The following is a 19151-nucleotide window of genomic DNA, read 5'->3' as shown; positions in this document are numbered from 1 at the left end:
CTAAAGGCCTCCTCGAAGCGGTGCGGGGGAGCTCGCTATGGGGGTGAGGACGGAGTTTTTCGCGGCGCTCTCCTCCACCGCCGCGAGCACGCGCTGCACCTGCAGTCCGTCGGCGAAGGACGGCTCGGGCCGCTGTCCCTCCGCGATCGCCCGCACCAGGTCACGGGCCTGGTGCACGAAGGTGTGCTCGTAGCCGAGGCCGTGGCCCGGCGGCCACCATGCCTCCAGGTAGGGGTGGTCGGGCTCGGTGACCAGGATGCGGCGGAAGCCCGCGTGGGCGCCGGGCTCGGTGTGGTCGTGGTACGCGAGTTCGTTGAGGCGTTCCAGGTCGAAGGCCAACGAGCCGCGCTCGCCGTTGAGTTCGATGCGCAGGGAGTTCTTGCGGCCGGTGGCGAACCGGGATGCCTCGAAGGAGGCGAGCGCGCCGGAGGCGAAGCGGCCGGTGAAGAGGGCGGCGTCGTCCACGGTGACCGTGCCGAGCCCGCCCGTCTCCGATACGGCGGACAGTCCGCTCGACGCGCCGCCGGGCAGCGGTCGTTCCCGTACGAACGTCTCGGTGAGCGCCGAGACGCCGACGACCGGTTCGCCGACCAGATACTGCGCGAGGTCGACGATGTGGGCCCCCAGGTCGCCGAGCGCGCCGGACCCCGCATGTTCCTTGCGCAGCCGCCAGGTGAGGGGGAACTCCGGGTCCACCAGCCAGTCTTGAAGGTAGGTCACCCGCACGTGCCGCAGCACGCCCAGGCGGCCTTCCGCGACCATGTTGCGGGCCAGCGATGTCGCGGGCAGCCGACGGTAGTTGAAGCCGACCATGGACATCTGGCCGCGGTCGAAGGCGGCTTCGGCGGCCTCGGTCATCAGCTCCGCCTCCTCGACCGTGTTCGCGAGGGGCTTCTCGCACAGCACGTGCTTGCCCGCGGCCAGGGCAGCGACGGCGATCTCGGCGTGGCTGTCGCCGGGGGTGCAGATGTCGACGATGTCGACGTCGTCCCGGGCGATCAGCGCGCGCCAGTCGGTCTCCGCCGCCGCCCAGCCGTGCCGGTCGGCCATGGCGCGGACGGCCCCCGCGTCACGGCCGCAGACGGCCGCGAGGACCGGGCGACGCGGCAGGTCGAAGACGCGGCCCACGGTACGCCAGCCCTGTGAGTGGGCGGCGCCCATGAACGCGTAACCGACCATGCCCACGCCGAGCGGCTGCCTGTCCTCCTCGGTCCCGGCTGCCTCGGCTGCCCCGCCCTGGTGCGGCTGTCCCATACGGATGTCCTCCTCATCATCGTGGCGCTGTGGGGGGTGTGAGCGCGGTGCATCTACTTGAAGCCGGTGGACATGTACTGACTGACGTTGTCCTTGTCGACGACGGCCGAGTAGAGCGTGAGCGACGCCGGGATCTCGTACTCGGCGAGGCCGCTCACACCCTTGCCCTGGCCGAGTGCGCGGGCGAGGTCGATCGCGGACGCGGCCATGGTCGGCGGGTAGAGCACGGTCGCCTTCAGGACGCTGTTGCCCGCCTCGATGGCCTGGAAGGCGGACAGCGCGCCGGCCCCGCCGACCATCAGGAAGTCGTCCCGCCCGGCCTGTTCGATGGCCCGCAGCGCGCCCACGCCCTGGTCGTCGTCGTGATTCCACAGCGCGTCGAACTTCGACTGTGCCTGGAGGAGTTGGGCCATCTTCGCCTGCCCCGACTCGACGGTGAATTCGGCGGCCTGGCGGGCGACCTTCTTGATGTTCGGGTAGTTCTTCAGGGCCGCGTCGAATCCCTGCGTGCGCTGCTGGGTGAGCTCCAGGTTGTCGATCCCGGCGAGCTCGATGACCCGGGCGTCCTGCTTGTCCTTCAGCTTCTCGCCGATGTAGTGACCGGCGCTGAGGCCCATGCCGTAGTTGTCGCCACCGATCCAACAGCGGTAGGCCTGCGGGGAGTTGAAGATGCGGTCGAGGTTGACGACCGGGATCCCGGCGCGCATCGCCTGGAGCCCGACCTGGGTGAGCGCCTTGCCGTCGGCGGGCAGCACGACCAGGACGTCGACCTTCTTGTTGATCAGTGTCTCGATCTGGCCGATCTGCGCGGCCGTGTCGTTGGAGCCCTCGGTGATCTCCAGTGTCACGTCGGAGTACTTCTTGGCTCGGCTCTTGGCGTTGTCGTTGATGGCGTTGAGCCATCCGTGGTCGGCCTGCGGCCCCGCGAAGCCGATGGTGACCTGCTTGCCCGGCTTGTCGTCGGCGGCGGGCTGACTGTTGCCGGCCGGCTCGTCGTCCTTGGTGTCGTTGCTGGTGCAGCCTACGAGGAGGGCGCCGGCCGAGACGGCGGCGGTCCCGAAGAGCAGTCCTCTGCGGCTTGTGAGCTCTGGCATGGTGGTGGGCCCTTCCGTGTCAGGTCGTGCTTGCGGTACGCCGTTGGACCAGGACCGCGGCGACGATGATCGCGCCCTTGGCGATCTGCTGGACGTCGCTCTGCAGGTTGTTCAGCGCGAAGATGTTGGTGATCGTGGTGAAGATCAGGACGCCGAGCACCGAGCCGGTGATGGTGCCGCGGCCCCCGCTGAGCAGCGTGCCGCCGATGATCGCGGCCGCGATGGCGTCGAGTTCGTACAGGTTGCCGTTGGTGTTCTGGCCCGAGCCGGACAGGATGATCAGCAGGAAGGCGGCGATACCGCAGCACAGTCCGGAGAGGAGATAGAGGTACAGGCGCTGCCGCCGTACGTCGATGCCCGCGAGCCGCGCGGCCTCGGCGTTGCCGCCTACGGCGACCGTGCGCCGGCCGAAGGTGGTGCGGTTGAGAATCAGCCAGCCGACGATCGTGACGGCCGCGAAGACGAGCACCAGCGGGGGAATCCCCAGCACGTACGAGTCGCGCTCGCCGAGCTTCAATATCCCGTCCACGCTGACTACTTGGGTCTGGCCGTCGGTGATCTGGAGGGCAAGGCCCCGGGCCGAGGCGAGCATGGCGAGCGTCGCGATGAACGGGACCATCGCGCCGTACGCGATGAGCAGGCCGTTGACCAGGCCGCAGCCCACGCCGACGAGCACCGCGGTGAAGAGGATGCCCGCGAAGCCGTACTCCTGGGTGGCCACCGTCGTCGCCCACACCGAGGAGAGCGCGACGATCGCGCCGACCGACAGATCGATGCCGCCGGAGGTGATGACGAAGGTCATGCCCACGGTGACGACGCCGATCACCGAGGCCTGGGTGAGGACGAGTTGGAGGTTGCGGGTGTCGAGGAACTCATCGGGCTTGGTGATGCCGCCGATGACTATCAGCGCGGCGAGCACACCGAGGAGCGAGAGGGTGCGGACGTCGGCGCGGGCCACGAGCGTGCGCCATGCGGGGAGTTCGGTCATCGGCGGCACCTTGTCGGTGCTGCCCCGCGACGGGGATACGGGCTGCGTCATGACGCCGGGCTTCCTTCCATCACGAGGTCGAGTACGCGGTGTTCGTCGAGCTCCCGGGCGGGCGCCGTGTGGACGACGCGGCCCTCCCGGAGCACCAGCACGCGGTCGGCGAGGCCCAGCACTTCGGGGACTTCGCTGGAGACCAGCAGAACGGCGAGGCCCTCGTCGGCGAGGCGCCGGATGACCGCGTACAGCTCGGCGCGGGCGCCGACGTCGACCCCGCGGGTCGGTTCGTCGAGCAGCAGCACACGGCAGCCGCGCAGCAGCCAGCGAGCCAGGACGGCCTTTTGCTGATTACCGCCGGACAGGGTCCGGATCGGGACGGACGGGTTGTCGGGGCGCAGCGACAGCTCGCGGGTGGCCGTCCTTGCGGCCCCCTGCTCGGCACTCCGGTCGATCCAACCCCCGTGTGAGAAGCGGGACATGGAGGACACCGACACATTGCGCGTGACGGACTCCAGCATCAGCAGGGCCTGGGCCTTGCGCTCCTCGGGAGCGAGCCCGAGTCCGGCACGGACGGCGGCGCCGACGCTGCCGGGCCGCAATGGGCGTCCATCAATCAGGACTTGACCTGCCGTCGGCTTCCGCGCTCCGTAGATCGTCTCCAGGATCTCGGAGCGTCCGGAGCCGACGAGCCCGGCCAGGCCGACGATCTCGCCGGGGCGCAGATCGAGGTCGAGCGGTGCGAACTCGCCCTGACGGGCGAGGCCTTGGACCTTCAGCACGGGTTCGGACGACGGCGTGCGGGTGGGCCGGTCCGGGAAGACGTACTCCACATTGCGTCCCGTCATCAGCGCCACGATTTCACGCGTCGGCGTGGACTTCGCGGGCAGTCCGCCCGCCACCGCCCGGCCGTCCTTCAGCACGGTCACGCGGTCGCCGATGCGACGGATCTCCTCCAGCCGGTGCGAGATGTAGACGACGGCGACTCCGTCCGCGGTGAGGTCGCCGACGATGCGGAAGAGGTTGTCGACCTCGTCGGGGTCGAGGGCCGCGGACGGCTCGTCCATGACGATGAGGCGTACGTCGTGCGAGAGCGCCCGTGCCATCGAGACGATCTGCTGCTGGGCGGCCGACAGCTCACCGACGAGTCGCGCCGGGTCGATCTCGGAGTGCCCAAGTCGCTTCAGCAGAGCGGCAGTTGAGGATCGGGCGGCCTTTCCCCGTACGACGAAGCCGGCGGCCGTGGGTTCATGCCCTAGGTGGACGTTCTCGGCCACCGACAGACCTTCCACCAGGTCGAGTTCCTGGTAGATGGTGGCGATGCCGAGGCGCATGGCGGCGATCGGAGAGCGAAGTGCGACGGGTGCGCCGCGCCAGCCGATCGTGCCGTCGTCGGGCTGGTGGGCGCCGGCCAGGACCTTGATGAGAGTGGATTTTCCGGCCCCGTTCTGGCCGAGCAGACAGTGGACTTCGCCGGCCAGGACGTCGAGGTCGACACCGTCGAGGGCCCGGACTCCGGGGAACGACTTGGTGATGCCGGACATGGTGAGCAGCGGTGGTTCTGGTGCCATGACGGTTCCCCTTGGCGGGCGTGCGGGCCGGTTTCAGGGCAGGGCAGAGCAGGGAGCTGTGCCGGTGAGGTGACGAAGAGAGGGCGCGGTGACTTTTGCGAGCGCTACGCGGGAGAGAACAGATGGTCGCTGATGAGCCGGGCCGCGCCGATGACTCCGGCGGTCGGCCCCAACTCACCCAGCACGATGGGTAGATTGCCGGTCGCCAGCGGCAGCGACTGGCGGTAGACCTGGGTGCGGATCGCGGCGAGCAGGGTGTGGCCGAGACCCGTCACCCCGCCGCCGATCACCACCAGGCCCGGATTGAAGAAACTGACCAGCCCGGCGATGACCTGGCCGGTGCGGTTGCCGCCCTCGCGGATCAGGCCGAGCGCGGTGGCGTCTCCCGCGGCGGCCGCGGCGGCGACGTCGACGGCGCTCAGACTGCCCGCCGCCTCCAGCCGGGCGGCCAACTCTTGCGAATGTCCCTGCTGGGCGGCCTCCGTGGCATCGCGAGCGAGCGCGGCCCCACTGAAATGCGCCTCCAGGCAGCCCCGGTTGCCGCAGGCGCACGGACGCCCGTCGGGCACGGCCTGGATGTGCCCGATGTCTCCGGCGCTGCCCGTCGTACCGCGGTAGACCTCACCGCCGACGACGATGCCGCAACCGATGCCCGTTCCGATCTTGACGCAGAGGAAGTCGCCCACGGAGCGCGCGACGCCCGCGTGCTGCTCCCCCATGGCCATGAGGTTCACGTCGTTGTCGACCATGACGGGACAGCCGAGGTCCTGACTGAGCGCCTCGCGAACCGGGAAGCCGTCCCAGCCGGGCATGATCGGCGGGGCGACAGGAACACCCTCGGGGAAGCGGACCGGACCCGGCACGCCGATTCCGGCGCCGTCGAACCCTTCCGCGAGCCCTGAGGCCTTCAACTTGGCGGCCATGGACAGGACTTGCTCGAAGACCGCGACCGGTCCTTCGCGGACGTCCATGGGCTGGTTGATGTGGCCCAGGACCTCCAGTTCCGGATTGGTGACGGCCACGTCGATCGAGGTCGCCCCGATGTCGACGCCGAGGAAACGCAGCCCCGGTGCGAGCCGGATGTTGTGGGAGCGGCGGCCGCCGCGGGATGCGGCGAGTCCGTCGGCTGCCACGAGCCCGGTCTCCAGGAGCCGTTCCACCTCGACGGCCAGCTTCGACCGCGAGAGGTCGACCTGGTCGCCCAGCTGGGCACGGGAGTTGGGGCCACCGTCTCGCAACAGGCGGAGCAACCGGGCCTGGTGCGCGTTCGCGGGTCGAGCTGTCATACGTCTCACGAGCCCCTCCCCGCCTCAATCGGCCTGCGCCCGTTGGGTTCCGGCCACTTCTGTGTGGCTTGCTTTCGAGTGGAACGTAGCAGCGGTTGCCGGGGCTGGGAAGAAGTTGCGCAGAGATTACCCACAACTTTCTCCACTCAGAGGACAAAGGGCGGTCGCACGGCGGTCCGGCTCCGCAGCCATGGGCAGCCGAGTGACGTCGCGGCTACCCTGTGTCTGCGGGCAGCAGTGGTCGTCAAGTGCTGGGGGGAGCGCATGGTGCCGGAGACGTCGCGCGAGGAGTTCCCGGACCCCGGCTATGCCCTGGGCATCGCCAACGGGTCCTACGAGTGGTACCGAGCCGCGGCCATCAAGGCCCGCAGGTACTTCCGGCTGACCGAGGTCCTGCAGTTGATCCTCTCCGCGGCCATTCCGGTTTCGGCGGTCATCGTGCCCGGGAACGCGCGCATACCCGCGGTCCTGGGCGGCCTGGTCGTCGTCATCACCGGGCTGCGTTCCACCTTCCACTGGCAGGACGACTATCTCCGGTTCAGCCAGGCACGCGAGGCCGTCGAGATGGAGCGCCGGCTGTATCTGACCGGCTCCCGGCCGTACGACGACGAAAGCACCCGGGACAAGAACCTCGCCGCCGGTGTGTCGCGGATCGAACAGCGGGAAATGGGCACCTGGGTTCAACTCTCGAGCCCGCGCAACGAGTCCACGGGGAAGTGAAGAGCGGTCATGGTCGCGGCACGCCGGATTCCCACGTACTTCAGCCACAGCTATCGGCGGGAAGACCGCGATGTCAACGAGTTCTTCTGGCGCGCCTTCGACGCGCAGGGATTCGGATTCACGGTCGACCCGCAATCCGCCGGCGCGCTGTCCACCTGTCATCTGGAGATGACCATGCGCCGCAGTGCCTGCTTCGTCGGCGTGGTGACCCTGCGCCGGGATCAGTCCGCCTTCAAGTGTTCGCCGTTCATCGTCTACGAGTACGGGCTGGCGGCCCGGGCCATCAAGCCCCTGCTGGTCTTTGTCGAAAAGGGTGTCCCCGGGTACCACTTCCCCAATGTCCAGGAGCGGTTCGTCTTCGACCGGGACGAGCTGGACACCTATGGCGGCTTCGAGCAGCCGATCCGGCAGCTCGCCCTCAAGGCACAGGGTTACTCCTCAGCGGGAGACCAGCTGGTCGGCGAAGTGGGGCTCGCGGTACCCGACACTCCCGCGTACCGGGCGGCGAAGCCCCTGATCACCCAGACCCTGGCGAAGTTCGGGTATGCGGTGAAAGAGGTGGACGTCGCCTTCAAGGATCAGGCGAAGATTCCCCTCCAGCTCGACCCGCTCGACTTCGTCGTCATCGACATCGGCGGTCAGGAGCCTCTCGACCGGCTCTTCCATCTGCTTCTCGGCCGGTCCATCCCGACTCTGAACGTCATTCACCACGACCCCGCGGGCGGTCCGCGGCCGGGCGTCCCGGACCTGGTCGTGGGCGAAACCCTGCGCCAGGCCACCTTCGAGCAGGATTCCGTGCTGTGGTGGAACAGCCCCGGTGAGTTCGCCGCTCGGCTGGAGCAGCAGTTGGAGCGGTTCGACCTTCCTCGGCAGCAGTTCCGCAATCTCGACGAGGGAATCGGATACATCCGCAGCACCGGCCGCACCGACGGCAAGATCTTCCTCAGCACGGCGGGACCGGACGACGCGCTGTCGCGCGAGGTCGGCCGTGCCCTCAAGCTCCAGAACTTCACCTTCTTCCACTACGTGTACAACAACACGATCCCGCGCGGCTCGAAATGGCAGGACCGGCTGGAGCAGCAACTCGCGGCGAGCCAGGTGTTCGCCCCACTGGTGAGCCAGGCCTATTGGCGCAGTGAGTGGTGCAGGCGGGAATTGGCAACCGCCCGTCGCCTCAGCGACCAGGGGCGGCTGACCATCATTCCCTATTTCCTCGACGGCAGTTCCGAGGAACTGATCCCCGAACAGGGCGCGGACATCTCCGACCTCACCGAGGCCGAGCGGGTCGCGCTGATCGTCCAGGACATGGACGGCTTCTTCACCGGTCAGATCACCCCCGACTACTCCGGAACATGAGACATGGCAGAGAACGGCTGGACACCGGCTCCCCTTGACACCAGCGGAATCGAACTCGACGCGGGCCTGCTGGCGCTCGTCGAGGAACTAGCCGAGAACGCGCATGCCCGCTGGGCTCGGCGCCGCCTGGCGGAGGGCTGGCGTCTTGGTGCGGAGCGGAGCGACTCCGCGCTGACGCATCCCCTCCTCGTCCCCTACCCGGAGCTGCCGGAGCCGGAGAAGGAGTACGACAGGGAGCTTGCCGTGGAGACCATCAAGGTCGTCCTCAGCCTCGGGTACCGCATCGTGCCGCCGGCTTAGACCGACCGGTGGTCAGGACCTATCGCGCTCGTGGTACGTCTTGCGCGTGTGCTCCGTGTGCGCGCGCATGACCTGGGTGGCGCGTGGCTCGTCGCGGTCGGCGATCGCGGCGATGAGGTCGCGGTGCTCGATCCAGGACTGCCGGCCGCGCTGCCGGGCGACCGGCGTGTAGTACCAGCGGACCCGGCGGTCGACCTGCGCGGCCAGTTCGGCCAGGACCGTGTTGCCGGCCAGTTCCATGACCTTCGCATGGAAGCGGGCGTTCATCGCGACCGCGCCGTCCACGTCGTCGGCGGCGACCGCGCGCTCGCCCTCGGCGCACAGCTCCTCGAGCGCGGCGATGCCGGCGGTGCCCGCGTTGGCGGCGGCGAGCCGGGCCGCCTCGGCCTCCAGCAGCGTGCGCACCGTGAGGAGCTGGTCCGCCTCCTCCTCCGTCGGCTCGTGCACGAACGCGCCCTGGGCGGGCCGCAGATCGACCCATCCTTCCGTGTTCAGCCGCTGCAGCGCCTCGCGCACGGGCTGCCGGGAGACCCCGAGATGCCCGGCGAGTTCGCTCTCGACCAGGTGCTGGCCCGGCTGGAGGGCACGGGTCGTGATGAGTTCGAGCAGCGCTTCGTAGACACGGTCGCGCAGCGGGCCGGGCCGCTCGAGCCTGGGCACCGCCCCCTGCGGCAGTCCTGTCGACAACATCGCGGTCCCCCTCTTGCCAAAGCCGCCGAATGCCAAAGCCATCGAAGAGCCAGTATCAGAAAAACCAGTATTGATTGTCTTTCGTCTACAGTCTACGGCGCACAATGGCCAGGGGCGGGAGAGGTCGAGCTCGTCACACCCTGTCGTCCGTGCACGTCACGGGCAGTGGACGACCTGTCCCGCGTACGACAGGTTGCCGCCGAACCCGAAGAGCAGCACAGGGTCTCCGGTGCTGATCTCGCCGCGTTCGACGAGTTTCGAGAAGGCGAGCGGGATGCTGGCGGCGGAGGTGTTGCCGGAGTCGACGACATCGCGTGCGACCACGGCGTTCACGGCACCGATCTTCGCGGCGAGGGGCTCGATGATGCGCAGGTTCGCCTGGTGCAGGACGACCCCGGCGAGTTCCTCGGGCGCGAGCCCGGCCCGCTCGCAGGCCTGCCGGGCGATCACGGGAAGCCGCGTCGTGGCCCAGCGGTAGACGCTCTGCCCTTCCTGGGCGAATCGCGGGGGCGTGCCCTCGATGCGCACGGCATGACCCATCTCGGGCACCGAGCCCCACAGCACCGGCCCGATACCGGGATCCTGCGAGGCCTCGACCACCGCGGCCCCCGCCCCGTCCCCCACCAGGACACTGGTCGTACGGTCGCTCCAGTCCGTCACCTCGGACATCTTGTCCGCGCCGACGACCAGCGCCCTCGTCGCCGACCCCGCGCGCACGGCATGGTCGGCAGTGGCGAGTGCGTGCGTGAAGCCCGCGCAGACCACGTTGATGTCCATCGCGGCCGGGGACGGGATGCCGAGGCGGGCGGCGACCCGGGCGGCCATGTTCGGGGAGCGGTCGATGGCCGTGGAGGTGGCGACGAGGACCAGGTCGATGTCGCCGGGGGTCAGCCCCGCCGCCGCGAGCGCCTTGGCCGCGGCGTACGCGGCCAGCTCGTCGACGGGCTCGTCGGGCCCGGCGATGTGGCGTGTGCGGATGCCCACCCGGGACCTGATCCACTCGTCACTGGTGTCGACCAGGCCCGCCAGGTCCTCGTTGGTGAGTACCTTGGCGGGCTGGTAGTGGCCGACGGCCGCGATGCGTGAGCCGTTCATTGGGGGGTCCCCTCGTTGCCTTGGCTAGCGGGATCCTCCAGTCTGATCAGTGACTCACGAGTACGACGGCAGGTGTTGCCACAGGAAAGGGGCGTCAGGCTTGTCTGCTTCGGTCAGGCCCGCGGACGCCCGAAACAACGTCCGCATACCGTCCCGTCGGGTCCGCATATCGCTCCGTCGGGTCCGCATATCGCCCGTCCGCATACAAGTCCGCACGCACGCCGTCCGCCCGCACACCGTCCGCAAGCATGCCGGGGCCTCACCCCGTGAACAGCTGCTTGGCCTTCAGTACGAGCTCGTACAGGCCGTAGCAGAACGGCGCCCCCACCCACAGCCAGGTGAAGGCGATGAGCCCACGGCGGTCTTCAGGCGGACTGCTGGGGCTGGACGGAGTCGTCATCGGCGGCCTCCCTCGGTGCGGGGATGTGGTGGCGGGTGTGGACGGGGCGCACCAGCTCGTTGGCGACGAAGCCGACGGCCAGCAGCCCGATCATGATCAGGAACGAGGTCTCGTAGAGCGCCGAGCCGTGCTTGCCCGCCTCTTTCTGCCGGTCCGCGATCCAGTTGACGATCAGCGGGCCGAGGACGCCCGCCGTGGACCAGGCGGTGAGCAGCCGGCCATGGATCGCGCCGACCTGGTAGGTGCCGAAGAGGTCCTTCAGATACGCGGGGATGGTGGCGAAGCCGCCGCCGTAGAAGGAGAGGATCACCAGCGCGCAGACGATGAACAGGGGCTTGGACGAGTCCCCGAACTGCGAGATCAGCAGATACATCAACGCGCCCACACCGAGATAGACGCGGTAGATGTTCTTGCGGCCGATCAGGTCGGACGTGGACGACCAGCCGATCCGGCCCGCCATGTTCGCCGCCGAGAGCAGTGCCACGAAGCCCGCGGCCGCGGAGACCGACACCGGTGTGGAGGTGTCCGCGAAGAAGTCCGTGATCATCGGGGCGGCCTTCTCGAGGATGCCGATGCCCGCGGTCACGTTCATGCACAGGATGACCCACAGGCACCAGAACTGCGGGGTGCGCACGGCGTTGTTCGCGGACACCTGCACCCCGTCGAGCGGCCCGGGGCCCGCCTTGACCGGCTTGTCATGGCGGGGCACCCGCACCAGCAGCACGCCGAGCAGCATGAAGACGGAGTACGACAGCCCGTGCACGAGGAACGCGAGGGCGATGCCGGAGGAGTCGGAGCCGAAGGACTTCAGCATCTGCGCGGACCATGGCGAGGCGATCAGCGCGCCGCCGCCGAAGCCCATGATCGCGATGCCGGTGGCCATGCCGGGCCGGTCCGGGAACCATTTGATCAGGGTCGAGACGGGCGAGATGTAGCCGATGCCGAGGCCGATGCCGCCGACGAAGCCGTAGCCGAACACGATCAGCCAGTACTGCTCGGTGGCGGCGCCGAGCGAGGCGATCAGGAAGCCGGTGGAGAAGCAGACCAGGGCGACCGTCATCGCCCAGCGCGGCCCGTTGCGCTCCACGAGCGTGCCGCCGAACGCGGCGGACAGACCGAGCATGACGATGCCGAGCTGGAACGGCAGCGCGCTCTGGGTGCCACTGAGGCCGAGGGCGGATTCGAGCGGCGGCTTGAAGACGCTCCAGGCGTAGGCCTGGCCGATGGAGAGGTGGACCGACAGGGCTGCGGGCGGCACGAGCCAGCGGCTCCAGCCGGGCGGTGCGACAGGTGGACTCATGATCCCGAACGATAGGAATCGGTTGCCCGGTTGGGAAGTTGCCCGACGCCAACTCGTCGACCGTATGCGGTGAGCGGTATCCACGGCGCGACGAACGGTCGGCCCCATGACCTCTCTCCATGGTCACCGGCCCAGGTGCTGCGCGAAGTCTTGCTGGTCCAAGTTCCATACTGTAGACAATATTTCGTCGACATAGTTCGCCCAGTTCCTCGGTACCCTCGACCGAACGGAGCGCCCCCAGTGAAAGTCGCCGTTCTCGGCGCCGGTGCGATCGGCGCCTACGTCGGCGCCGCGCTGCACCGCGCAGGCGCCGATGTGCACCTCATCGCCCGTGGACCGCATCTGGCGGCCATGAGGCAGCACGGAGTCCATGTACTCAGCCCGCGCGGCGACTTCACCGCGCGCACCCATGCCACGGACGACCCGGCCGAGGTCGGCCCGGTCGACTTCGTCCTGCTGGGTCTGAAGGCCAACTCGTACGCGGCGTGCGGGCCGCTGATCGAGCCCCTGTTGCACGACACGACGGCGGTCATCGCCGCCCAGAACGGCATCCCCTGGTGGTACTTCCACCGGCACGGCGGCCCGCACGACGGCCACCGTGTCGAGAGCGTGGACCCCGACGGCGCGGTCAGTGCGGTGCTCGCGCCCGAACGGGCCATCGGGTGTGTCGTCTACGCCGCGACCGAGCTCGAAGGACCGGGAGTCGTACGACACCTCGAAGGCACCCGGTTCTCCATCGGCGAACCCGACCGCTCTCTTTCCCCGCGCTGTCGGGCGTTCAGCGAGGCCATGCAGGCGGGCGGCCTCAAATGCCCCGTCGAGCAGGACCTGCGCAACGACATCTGGCTCAAGCTGCTCGGCAACATCTCCTTCAACCCCATCAGCGCGCTGGCCCGCGCGACGATGCGGCAGATGTGCCTGCACGGCGGCACCCGCAGGGTCATCGAGATCATGATGACCGAGACGCTCGCGGTCGCCCAGGCCCTCGGCTGCGAGGTGGGCGTCTCCATCGAACGGCGGCTGGCCGGCGCCGAACGCGTCGGCGACCATCGCACCTCCACTCTCCAGGACCTGGAGCGCGGCAAACCGCTCGAACTGGACGTGCTGCTGGCGGCCGTCGTGGAGCTGGCGGAGATCACCGAAGTCCCGGTGCCGACGCTCCGTACCGTCCACGCCATCTCGGACCTGCTCGCGTTGAGGAGCGCCGCATGAGGAAACGCGACCCGAAGATCTACACCCGACTCACTCATCCGCTCATCAGGGACTCGCGCGACCAGCCCTTCCGCCAGGCCACCTGGGACGAGGCACTGACCCGCGCGGCCGCGGGACTGAGTGCCGCACACGGCGCCTTCGGCCTGTTCTCCTGCGCCCGTGCGACCAACGAAATGAACTACGTGGCCCAGAAGTTCGCCCGGGTCGTGATGGGCACGAACAACGTCGACTCCTGCAATCGCACCTGCCACGCCCCGAGCGTCGCCGGCCTGTCGGCGGCCTTCGGCTCGGGCGGCGGCACCTCCTCGTACGCCGAGGCCGAGCACACCGACCTCATCGTGATGTGGGGCTCCAACGCCCGCTTCGCGCACCCCATCTTCTTCCAGCACGTGCTGAAGGGGATCAGGAACGGCGCCCGGATGTACGCGGTCGACCCACGCCGCACCTCCACGGCCGAGTGGGCGGAGAGCTGGCTCGGCCTGAACGTCGGCACCGACATCCCGATGGCGCACGCGATCGGCCGCGAGATCATCCACGCGGGCCTCGCCAACCACGCCTTCATCGAGCGGGCGACCAGCGGCTTCGAGCAGTACAAACAGCTGGTCGAGCCATGGACGCTGTCGCTCGCCCAGAAGGTGACAGGCGTACCGGCCGCGGCGATAAGGGAGTTGGCGCACGCGTACGCCCGCGCCGAGCGCGCCCAGCTGTGCTGGACACTCGGCATCACCGAGCACCACAACGGCACGGACAACGTCCGCGCGCTGATCAATCTGTCGCTGCTGACCGGGCACGTGGGCCGCTACGGCTCCGGGCTCCAGCCACTGCGCGGCCAGAACAACGTGCAGGGCGGCGGCGACATGGGCGCCATCCCCAACCGGCTCCCCGGCTTCCAGGACATCCTCGACCCCGACGCGCGGCTGAAGTTCGAGTCCGCCTGGGACACCGTCATCCAGCCGCACTACGGGCTGAATCTGACGGAGATGTTCGAAGCCATGGAGGAGGGCACGCTCAAGGCCGTCTACTGCATCGGGGAGAACCCAGCGCAGTCCGAGGCCGACAGCGAACAGGCAGTGCGGCGGCTGAGCGCCCTGGACTTCCTCGTCGTACAGGACATCTTCCTCACGAAGACGGCCGAGCTGGCGGATGTCGTGCTGCCCGCGACCGCCGGGTGGGCGGAGACGGAGGGGACAACCACCAACAGCGAGCGGCGGGTTCAGCGGGTCCGCGCCGCGGTCACCCCGCCCGGCGAGGCCCGTGAGGACATCGACATCCTCTGCGACCTCGCCACGCGCCTCGGCCACGAGTGGAAGTACGCCGACGCCGAGACCGTGTGGAACGAGCTGCGGTCGGTGTCGCCGGACCACTACGGGATGACGTACGAGCGGCTGGAGGAGCACCAGGGCATCCAGTGGCCCTGCCCGGACCCCACGCGGCTCGAACCGACGTATCTGCACGGCCGGTTGTGGGCCGCGGACCCCGCCGAGCGCGGCCGTCTCGCGCCCTTCGGGCTCGTCCAGCACGACCCGCCGGTGGACCTGACGGACGAGAATTACCCGATCCGGCTCACCACCGGACGGCGGCTCGACTCGTACAACACCGGTGTGCAGAGCGGCGGTTTCGCGTCGCCGCTGCGGCGCGGCGAGTACGTCGAACTGTGCCCGGAGGACGCGGAGCGCTACGGGGTCGTGGTGGGCGAGGACGTACGGGTGTCCTCGCGGCGCGGATCCGTCGTGGCACCCGTGTGGATCGACACCGCCCTGCGCCCCGGGCTCGCGTTCATGACCATGCACTTTCCCGACGAGGTGGACACCAACCAGCTGACGATCGAGGCGAACTGCCCGATCGCGGGGACGGCGGAGTTCAAGGCGTCGGCCATCCGGATCGAGAAGCTGCCGGCCCCGATTCAAGTGAGGTGATGTAGTGGACCTGCACTTCGGTGACAGCAAACCGACGGATGAGGAGCGGGCGGCCGTCGACGCGCTGCTCGGCCCTCCGGAGTCCTCGTGGGAGGGCGCCGACCGATCCGACGCCGACCTCCGGTGGGCACGCGGTGGCCGCGAGGCACGCGAACGCCGTGACCTGCTGTTGCCGGGGCTGCACGCGATCAACGATCGGGTGGGGTGGATCAGCGAGGGCGCCCTCGGCTACCTTTGCCGCCGTCTCACGGTTCCACCCGCGGAGGCGTACGGGGTCGCGACCTTCTACTCGATGTTCTCGGTGAAGCCGCGCCCGGCGACCGTGCTCCATGTGTGTACGGATCTCGCGTGTGCGGCGGCGGGGGCGGCCGATCTGTGCGCGGGGGTCGAGGCCCGACTGGGGCTCGGGAGCGGGGTCGCGGTCGAGCGGAGTCCTTGCCTGGGCCTGTGCGAGCGGGCGCCGGCGGCGCTGGTGATACGGGCCGGGGAGGAATCTTCAGCCCGTCATGGGGGTCCCCCCTGCTCGAGCGAAGCCGAGAGCTTGGGGGAGTTCGAGGACGAGGCTCTTCAGGCCGAACGGGGGTCCGGGGGCGGAGCCCCCGGGGTCGGGAATGGGAAGGGGCGGCGGGGGCGACCTCCTCACCGGGCCACCGCCGTCATCGCACCCGCCACCCTCGACACCGCCGTCGTCGCCGCCACCACCCCCGGCGCCGCCCCCGACGAACCACCCGCCTCCGCCGCCGTCCCGCAGGCCGGCCAGGACGGACTGATCCTGCTGCGCCGCGTCGGCGTGGTGGACCCCGCCGATCTGGACGACTACCGGGCGCACGGCGGGTACACCGCGCTGCGCCGGGCGTTCGCGATCGGTCCCGCCGCGGTGATCCGCGAGGTGACCGACGCGGGCCTGGTCGGGCGAGGCGGCGCCGCCTTCCCCACCGGCCGCAAGTGGCAGGCCACGGCGTCCCAGCCGGACCATCCGCACTATCTGGTGTGCAACGCCGACGAATCCGAGCCGGGCACCTTCAAGGACCGGCTGGTCATGGAGGGCGACCCGTACGCGCTCGTCGAGGCGATGACGGTCGCGGCGTACGCGGTCGGCGCGCACCACGGCTATCTGTATCTGCGCGGCGAGTACCCGCGCGCGCTGCACCGCATGGAGCACGCCATCGGGCAGGCACGCGCGCGTGGCCTGCTCGGCGACGACGTCCTGGGCCAGGGATACGCCTTCGACATCGAGATCCGGCGTGGTGCGGGCGCGTACATCTGCGGCGAGGAGACCGCCCTGTTCAACTCGATCGAGGGCTACAGAGGAGAGCCCCGTTCGAAACCACCCTTCCCTGTGGAGAAGGGTCTGTTCGGCAAACCCACTGCCGAGAACAATGTCGAGACCCTGGTCAACGTGCTGCCCATCCTCACCATGGGGGCGCAGGCGTACGCCGCCATCGGCACCCCCGGCTCCACGGGCCCGAAGTTGTACTGCGTGTCGGGGAGCGTGGACCGGCCCGGTATCTACGAGCTGCCGTTCGGGGCCACGCTGGGTGAGCTGCTGGAGTCGGCGGGGGTGCGTGAACGTCTGCGCGCGGTCCTTCTCGGCGGCGCGGCCGGCGGCTTCGTACGACCCGACGAGCTGGACATACCACTCACCTTCGAAGGCACCCGTCAGGCGGGCACGACACTCGGCTCGGGCGTGGTGATGGCCTTCGACGACACGGTCGAGCTGCCGCGGCTGCTGCTGCGGATCGCCGAGTTCTTCCGCGACGAGTCCTGCGGCCAGTGCGTGCCGTGCCGGGTGGGGACCGTGCGCCAGGAGGAGGCGCTGCACCGGATCGTGGAGCGCGCGGGCGCCGAGGCCGCGGGGGACATCGCGCTGCTGCGCGAGGTGGGCCGTGCCATGCGGGACGCCTCGATCTGCGGTCTCGGACAGACCGCGTGGAACGCCGTGGAATCCGCCATCGACCGCTTGGGGGCGTACGAATGACCGCGACCGACCGGACGGAGGCTGCCGCATGACCGTGACACCGCTGGGAATCCCCCGCCGTCTGCTGGAATTCACGCTCGACGGTGAGCAGGTGCGGGCTCCCGAGGGCTCGACGATCCTCGACGCCTGCCGGGCCGCCGGCAAGGACGTGCCCACCCTCTGCCAGGGAGACACGCTCACACCGAAGAACGCCTGCCGCGTCTGCGTCGTCGAGGTCGAGGGCTCGCGCACCCTCGCCCCGGCCTGCTCGCGCCAGGCGGAGGCCGGCATGCAGGTGCGCACGGACACCGAGCGCGCCCGGCACAGCCGCAAGATCGTCCTCGAGCTCCTGGCCTCCTCGGTCGATATGTCGACCACACCCGAGGTGGCCGAATGGATCAAGGAGTACGAGGCGAAGCCGGACCGCTTCGGCCCGGACGCCGCCCGTGTGGACGAGGAGCCGAGGATCGACAACGACCTCTACGTCCGCGACTACGACAAGTGCATCCTCTGCTACAAGTGCGTCGACGCCTGCGGCGACCAGTGGCAGAACACCTTCGCGATCTCGGTCACCGGGCGCGGTTTCGACGCCCGGATCGCCGTCGAGCACGACGCCCCGCTGACGGACTCGGCATGCGTCTACTGCGGCAACTGCATCGAGGTCTGCCCGACGGGAGCACTGTCCTTCAAGTCGGAGTTCGACATGCGTGCGGCGGGTACGTGGGACGAGTCCGCGCAGACCGAAACGACCACGGTGTGCGCGTACTGCGGCGTGGGCTGCAACCTCACTCTGCACGTGCAGGACAATGAGATCGTGAAGGTCACCTCTCCGCACGACAACCCGGTGACCCACGGCAACCTCTGCATCAAGGGCCGTTTCGGCTACCAGCACGTACAGAACCGGGACTGAAGAGGACATGGGACGAGTCACGGAACGACGCAAGGTGATACGCATCCGGGACGGGGCCGTGAGTACCCGCCCCGACACGCTCGTCGCCGAGGAACCCCTGGAGATCCGCCTCAACGGCAAGCCGCTCGCGATCACCATGCGCACGCCGGGCGACGACTTCGCGCTGGCGGCGGGCTTCCTGGTGAGCGAGGGGGTGCTCGCCGAGCAGCAGGATCTCCAGAGCATCGTGTACTGCGCGGGCGCCACGGTGGACGGTTCGAACACGTACAACGTGGTGGATGTGCGGACCGCGCCGGGCGTCGTCATCCCGGACATCACACTCGAACGGAACGTCTATACGACCTCGTCCTGCGGCCTGTGCGGCAAGGCGAGCCTGGACGCGGTCCGTACGACGACCCGCTGGCCCATCGCCGACACTCCCCCGGTCCGGGTGGAACCCGAACTGCTCGCGAGCCTCCCCGACCGGCTGCGCGCGGCCCAACGGGTGTTCGACCGGACCGGGGGTCTGCACGCGGCGGCGCTGTTCACCGAGGACGGTGAGCTGGTCGACATCCGTGAGGACGTGGGCCGGCACAACGCGGTCGACAAACTGGTGGGCCGGGCACTGCAGAACGGCACGCTGCCGCTGTCCCGCACGATCCTGCTGGTCTCGGGCCGGGCCTCCTTCGAACTGGCGCAGAAGGCGGTGATGGCCGGGATTCCGGTCCTGGCGGCGGTCTCGGCTCCGTCGTCGCTGGCCGTGGACCTGGCCGCCGAGACAGGCCTGACCCTGGTCGGCTTCCTGCGCGGGGCTTCCATGAACGTGTACGCGGGCGAGCACCGCATTGCCCTGCGGGCCGCGGCCGCCCAGGGCTGACCGGCTCCCCGCGACACGGCGGCGGGGCCCCGAACGGCGGGGAGCGCCCCCTGCGCCGAAGGGGCTCCGCTCCCCCCTTTTTTTAGGGCTCGGTTCGCCTCCGGGGCGCCACAGCCTGTGTCGAGAGCGCGACCGTGCTCGACCCCCCTTTTTTTCAGGGCTCGGTTCGCCTCCGGGGCGCCACAGCCTGTGTCGAGAGCGCGACCGTGCTCGACCCCCCTTTTTTTCAGGGCTCGGTTCGCCTCCGGGGCG

17 protein-coding genes are annotated in these 19151 nt (G+C 69.4%); 8 read left to right on the top strand and 9 right to left on the bottom strand.

Annotation, left to right across the window (positions count from 1 at the left end):
* The 5 genes from AB0D57_RS13335 to AB0D57_RS13315 all read right to left on the bottom strand — a co-directional run bounded on the left by AB0D57_RS13335 (position 1) and on the right by AB0D57_RS13315 (position 6187).
* On the bottom strand, positions 1 to 1254 hold the full coding sequence (locus AB0D57_RS13335; RefSeq protein WP_362071116.1) for a Gfo/Idh/MocA family oxidoreductase: 1254 nt from the start codon (positions 1252 to 1254) through the stop codon (positions 1 to 3).
* Positions 1255 to 1307: 53 nt separating this feature from the next.
* Complete coding sequence (locus tag AB0D57_RS13330) at positions 1308 to 2348, bottom strand: substrate-binding domain-containing protein (protein ID WP_362071114.1); 1041 nt, start codon at positions 2346 to 2348, stop codon at positions 1308 to 1310.
* 19 nt (positions 2349 to 2367) lie between these two features.
* Positions 2368 to 3387, bottom strand: a complete 1020-nt coding sequence (locus tag AB0D57_RS13325; protein WP_362071112.1) for an ABC transporter permease — start codon at positions 3385 to 3387, stop codon at positions 2368 to 2370.
* Positions 3384 to 4901: a sugar ABC transporter ATP-binding protein gene (locus tag AB0D57_RS13320; RefSeq protein WP_362071110.1), complete on the bottom strand. Its 1518-nt coding sequence runs from the start codon at positions 4899 to 4901 to the stop codon at positions 3384 to 3386. Before AB0D57_RS13320 ends, AB0D57_RS13325 begins: the two co-directional genes overlap by 4 nt.
* 104 nt (positions 4902 to 5005) lie before the next feature.
* Positions 5006 to 6187 carry an ROK family transcriptional regulator gene (locus tag AB0D57_RS13315; RefSeq protein ID WP_362071108.1) on the bottom strand — a complete coding sequence of 394 codons (1182 nt, stop codon included), beginning with the start codon at positions 6185 to 6187 and terminating at the stop codon, positions 5006 to 5008.
* 264 nt (positions 6188 to 6451) lie between these two features.
* On the opposite strand from AB0D57_RS13315, the gene AB0D57_RS13310 reads away from it, so the two are divergent.
* From AB0D57_RS13310 to AB0D57_RS13300, 3 genes are read left to right on the top strand one after another with little or no spacing between them, the layout of a single operon-like run.
* A complete protein-coding gene (locus AB0D57_RS13310) occupies positions 6452 to 6907 on the top strand; it encodes a DUF4231 domain-containing protein (RefSeq protein WP_362071106.1) in 456 nt (151 codons plus the stop codon).
* Between the two features lie 9 nt (positions 6908 to 6916).
* Positions 6917 to 8263: a toll/interleukin-1 receptor domain-containing protein gene (locus AB0D57_RS13305; protein ID WP_362071104.1), complete on the top strand. Its 1347-nt coding sequence runs from the start codon at positions 6917 to 6919 to the stop codon at positions 8261 to 8263.
* Positions 8264 to 8266: 3 nt separating this feature from the next.
* Positions 8267 to 8563 carry a RyR domain-containing protein gene (locus AB0D57_RS13300; protein WP_362071102.1) on the top strand — a complete coding sequence of 99 codons (297 nt, stop codon included), beginning with the start codon at positions 8267 to 8269 and terminating at the stop codon, positions 8561 to 8563.
* A 12-nt stretch (positions 8564 to 8575) separates the two neighbouring features.
* On the opposite strand, the gene AB0D57_RS13295 is transcribed toward AB0D57_RS13300, so the two are convergent.
* From AB0D57_RS13295 to AB0D57_RS13280, 4 genes are all read right to left on the bottom strand, one after another.
* Positions 8576 to 9253 (bottom strand): GntR family transcriptional regulator, encoded by a 678-nt coding sequence (locus AB0D57_RS13295; RefSeq protein ID WP_362071100.1) that lies wholly within the window; start codon positions 9251 to 9253, stop codon positions 8576 to 8578.
* Between the two features lie 156 nt (positions 9254 to 9409).
* The gene (locus tag AB0D57_RS13290; protein WP_362071098.1) at positions 9410 to 10348 is read right to left on the bottom strand and encodes a beta-ketoacyl-ACP synthase III; all 939 of its coding nucleotides are present in this window, start codon (positions 10346 to 10348) and stop codon (positions 9410 to 9412) included.
* Between the two features lie 259 nt (positions 10349 to 10607).
* On the bottom strand, positions 10608 to 10748 hold the full coding sequence (locus tag AB0D57_RS13285; protein ID WP_362071096.1) for a hypothetical protein: 141 nt from the start codon (positions 10746 to 10748) through the stop codon (positions 10608 to 10610).
* Entirely contained in the window at positions 10714 to 12048 is a 1335-nt protein-coding gene (locus AB0D57_RS13280; RefSeq protein WP_362071094.1) for an OFA family MFS transporter, read from the bottom strand. Before AB0D57_RS13280 ends, AB0D57_RS13285 begins: the two co-directional genes overlap by 35 nt.
* A gap of 240 nt (positions 12049 to 12288) precedes the next feature.
* Here AB0D57_RS13280 and AB0D57_RS13275 point away from each other — a divergent pair, with 240 nt between their 5' ends.
* Genes AB0D57_RS13275 through fdhD form a run of 5 tightly spaced genes read left to right on the top strand, consistent with a single transcriptional unit; the run spans position 12289 to position 18899 of the window.
* Complete coding sequence (locus tag AB0D57_RS13275; protein WP_362071092.1) at positions 12289 to 13260, top strand: 2-dehydropantoate 2-reductase; 972 nt, start codon at positions 12289 to 12291, stop codon at positions 13258 to 13260.
* Positions 13257 to 15176: a molybdopterin-dependent oxidoreductase gene (locus AB0D57_RS13270; RefSeq protein WP_362071090.1), complete on the top strand. Its 1920-nt coding sequence runs from the start codon at positions 13257 to 13259 to the stop codon at positions 15174 to 15176. The genes AB0D57_RS13275 and AB0D57_RS13270 overlap by 4 nt, the downstream gene beginning before the upstream one ends.
* Positions 15177 to 15180: 4 nt before the next feature.
* Positions 15181 to 17154, top strand: a complete 1974-nt coding sequence (locus AB0D57_RS13265) for an NAD(P)H-dependent oxidoreductase subunit E (RefSeq protein ID WP_362071088.1) — start codon at positions 15181 to 15183, stop codon at positions 17152 to 17154.
* A gap of 28 nt (positions 17155 to 17182) precedes the next feature.
* Complete coding sequence (locus AB0D57_RS13260; RefSeq protein ID WP_362071086.1) at positions 17183 to 18043, top strand: 2Fe-2S iron-sulfur cluster-binding protein; 861 nt, start codon at positions 17183 to 17185, stop codon at positions 18041 to 18043.
* 7 nt (positions 18044 to 18050) lie between these two features.
* Positions 18051 to 18899, top strand: coding sequence for a formate dehydrogenase accessory sulfurtransferase FdhD (gene fdhD, locus AB0D57_RS13255; protein ID WP_362071084.1), 849 nt, complete (start codon positions 18051 to 18053; stop codon positions 18897 to 18899).
* Positions 18900 to 19151 lie beyond the last annotated feature (252 nt).

Source organism: Streptomyces sp. NPDC048275 (assembly GCF_040652275.1).
GTDB lineage: Bacteria > Actinomycetota > Actinomycetes > Streptomycetales > Streptomycetaceae > Streptomyces.
Note: the sequence above shows the minus strand (reverse complement) of the source record. Positions and strands in the feature narration are given on the sequence as shown.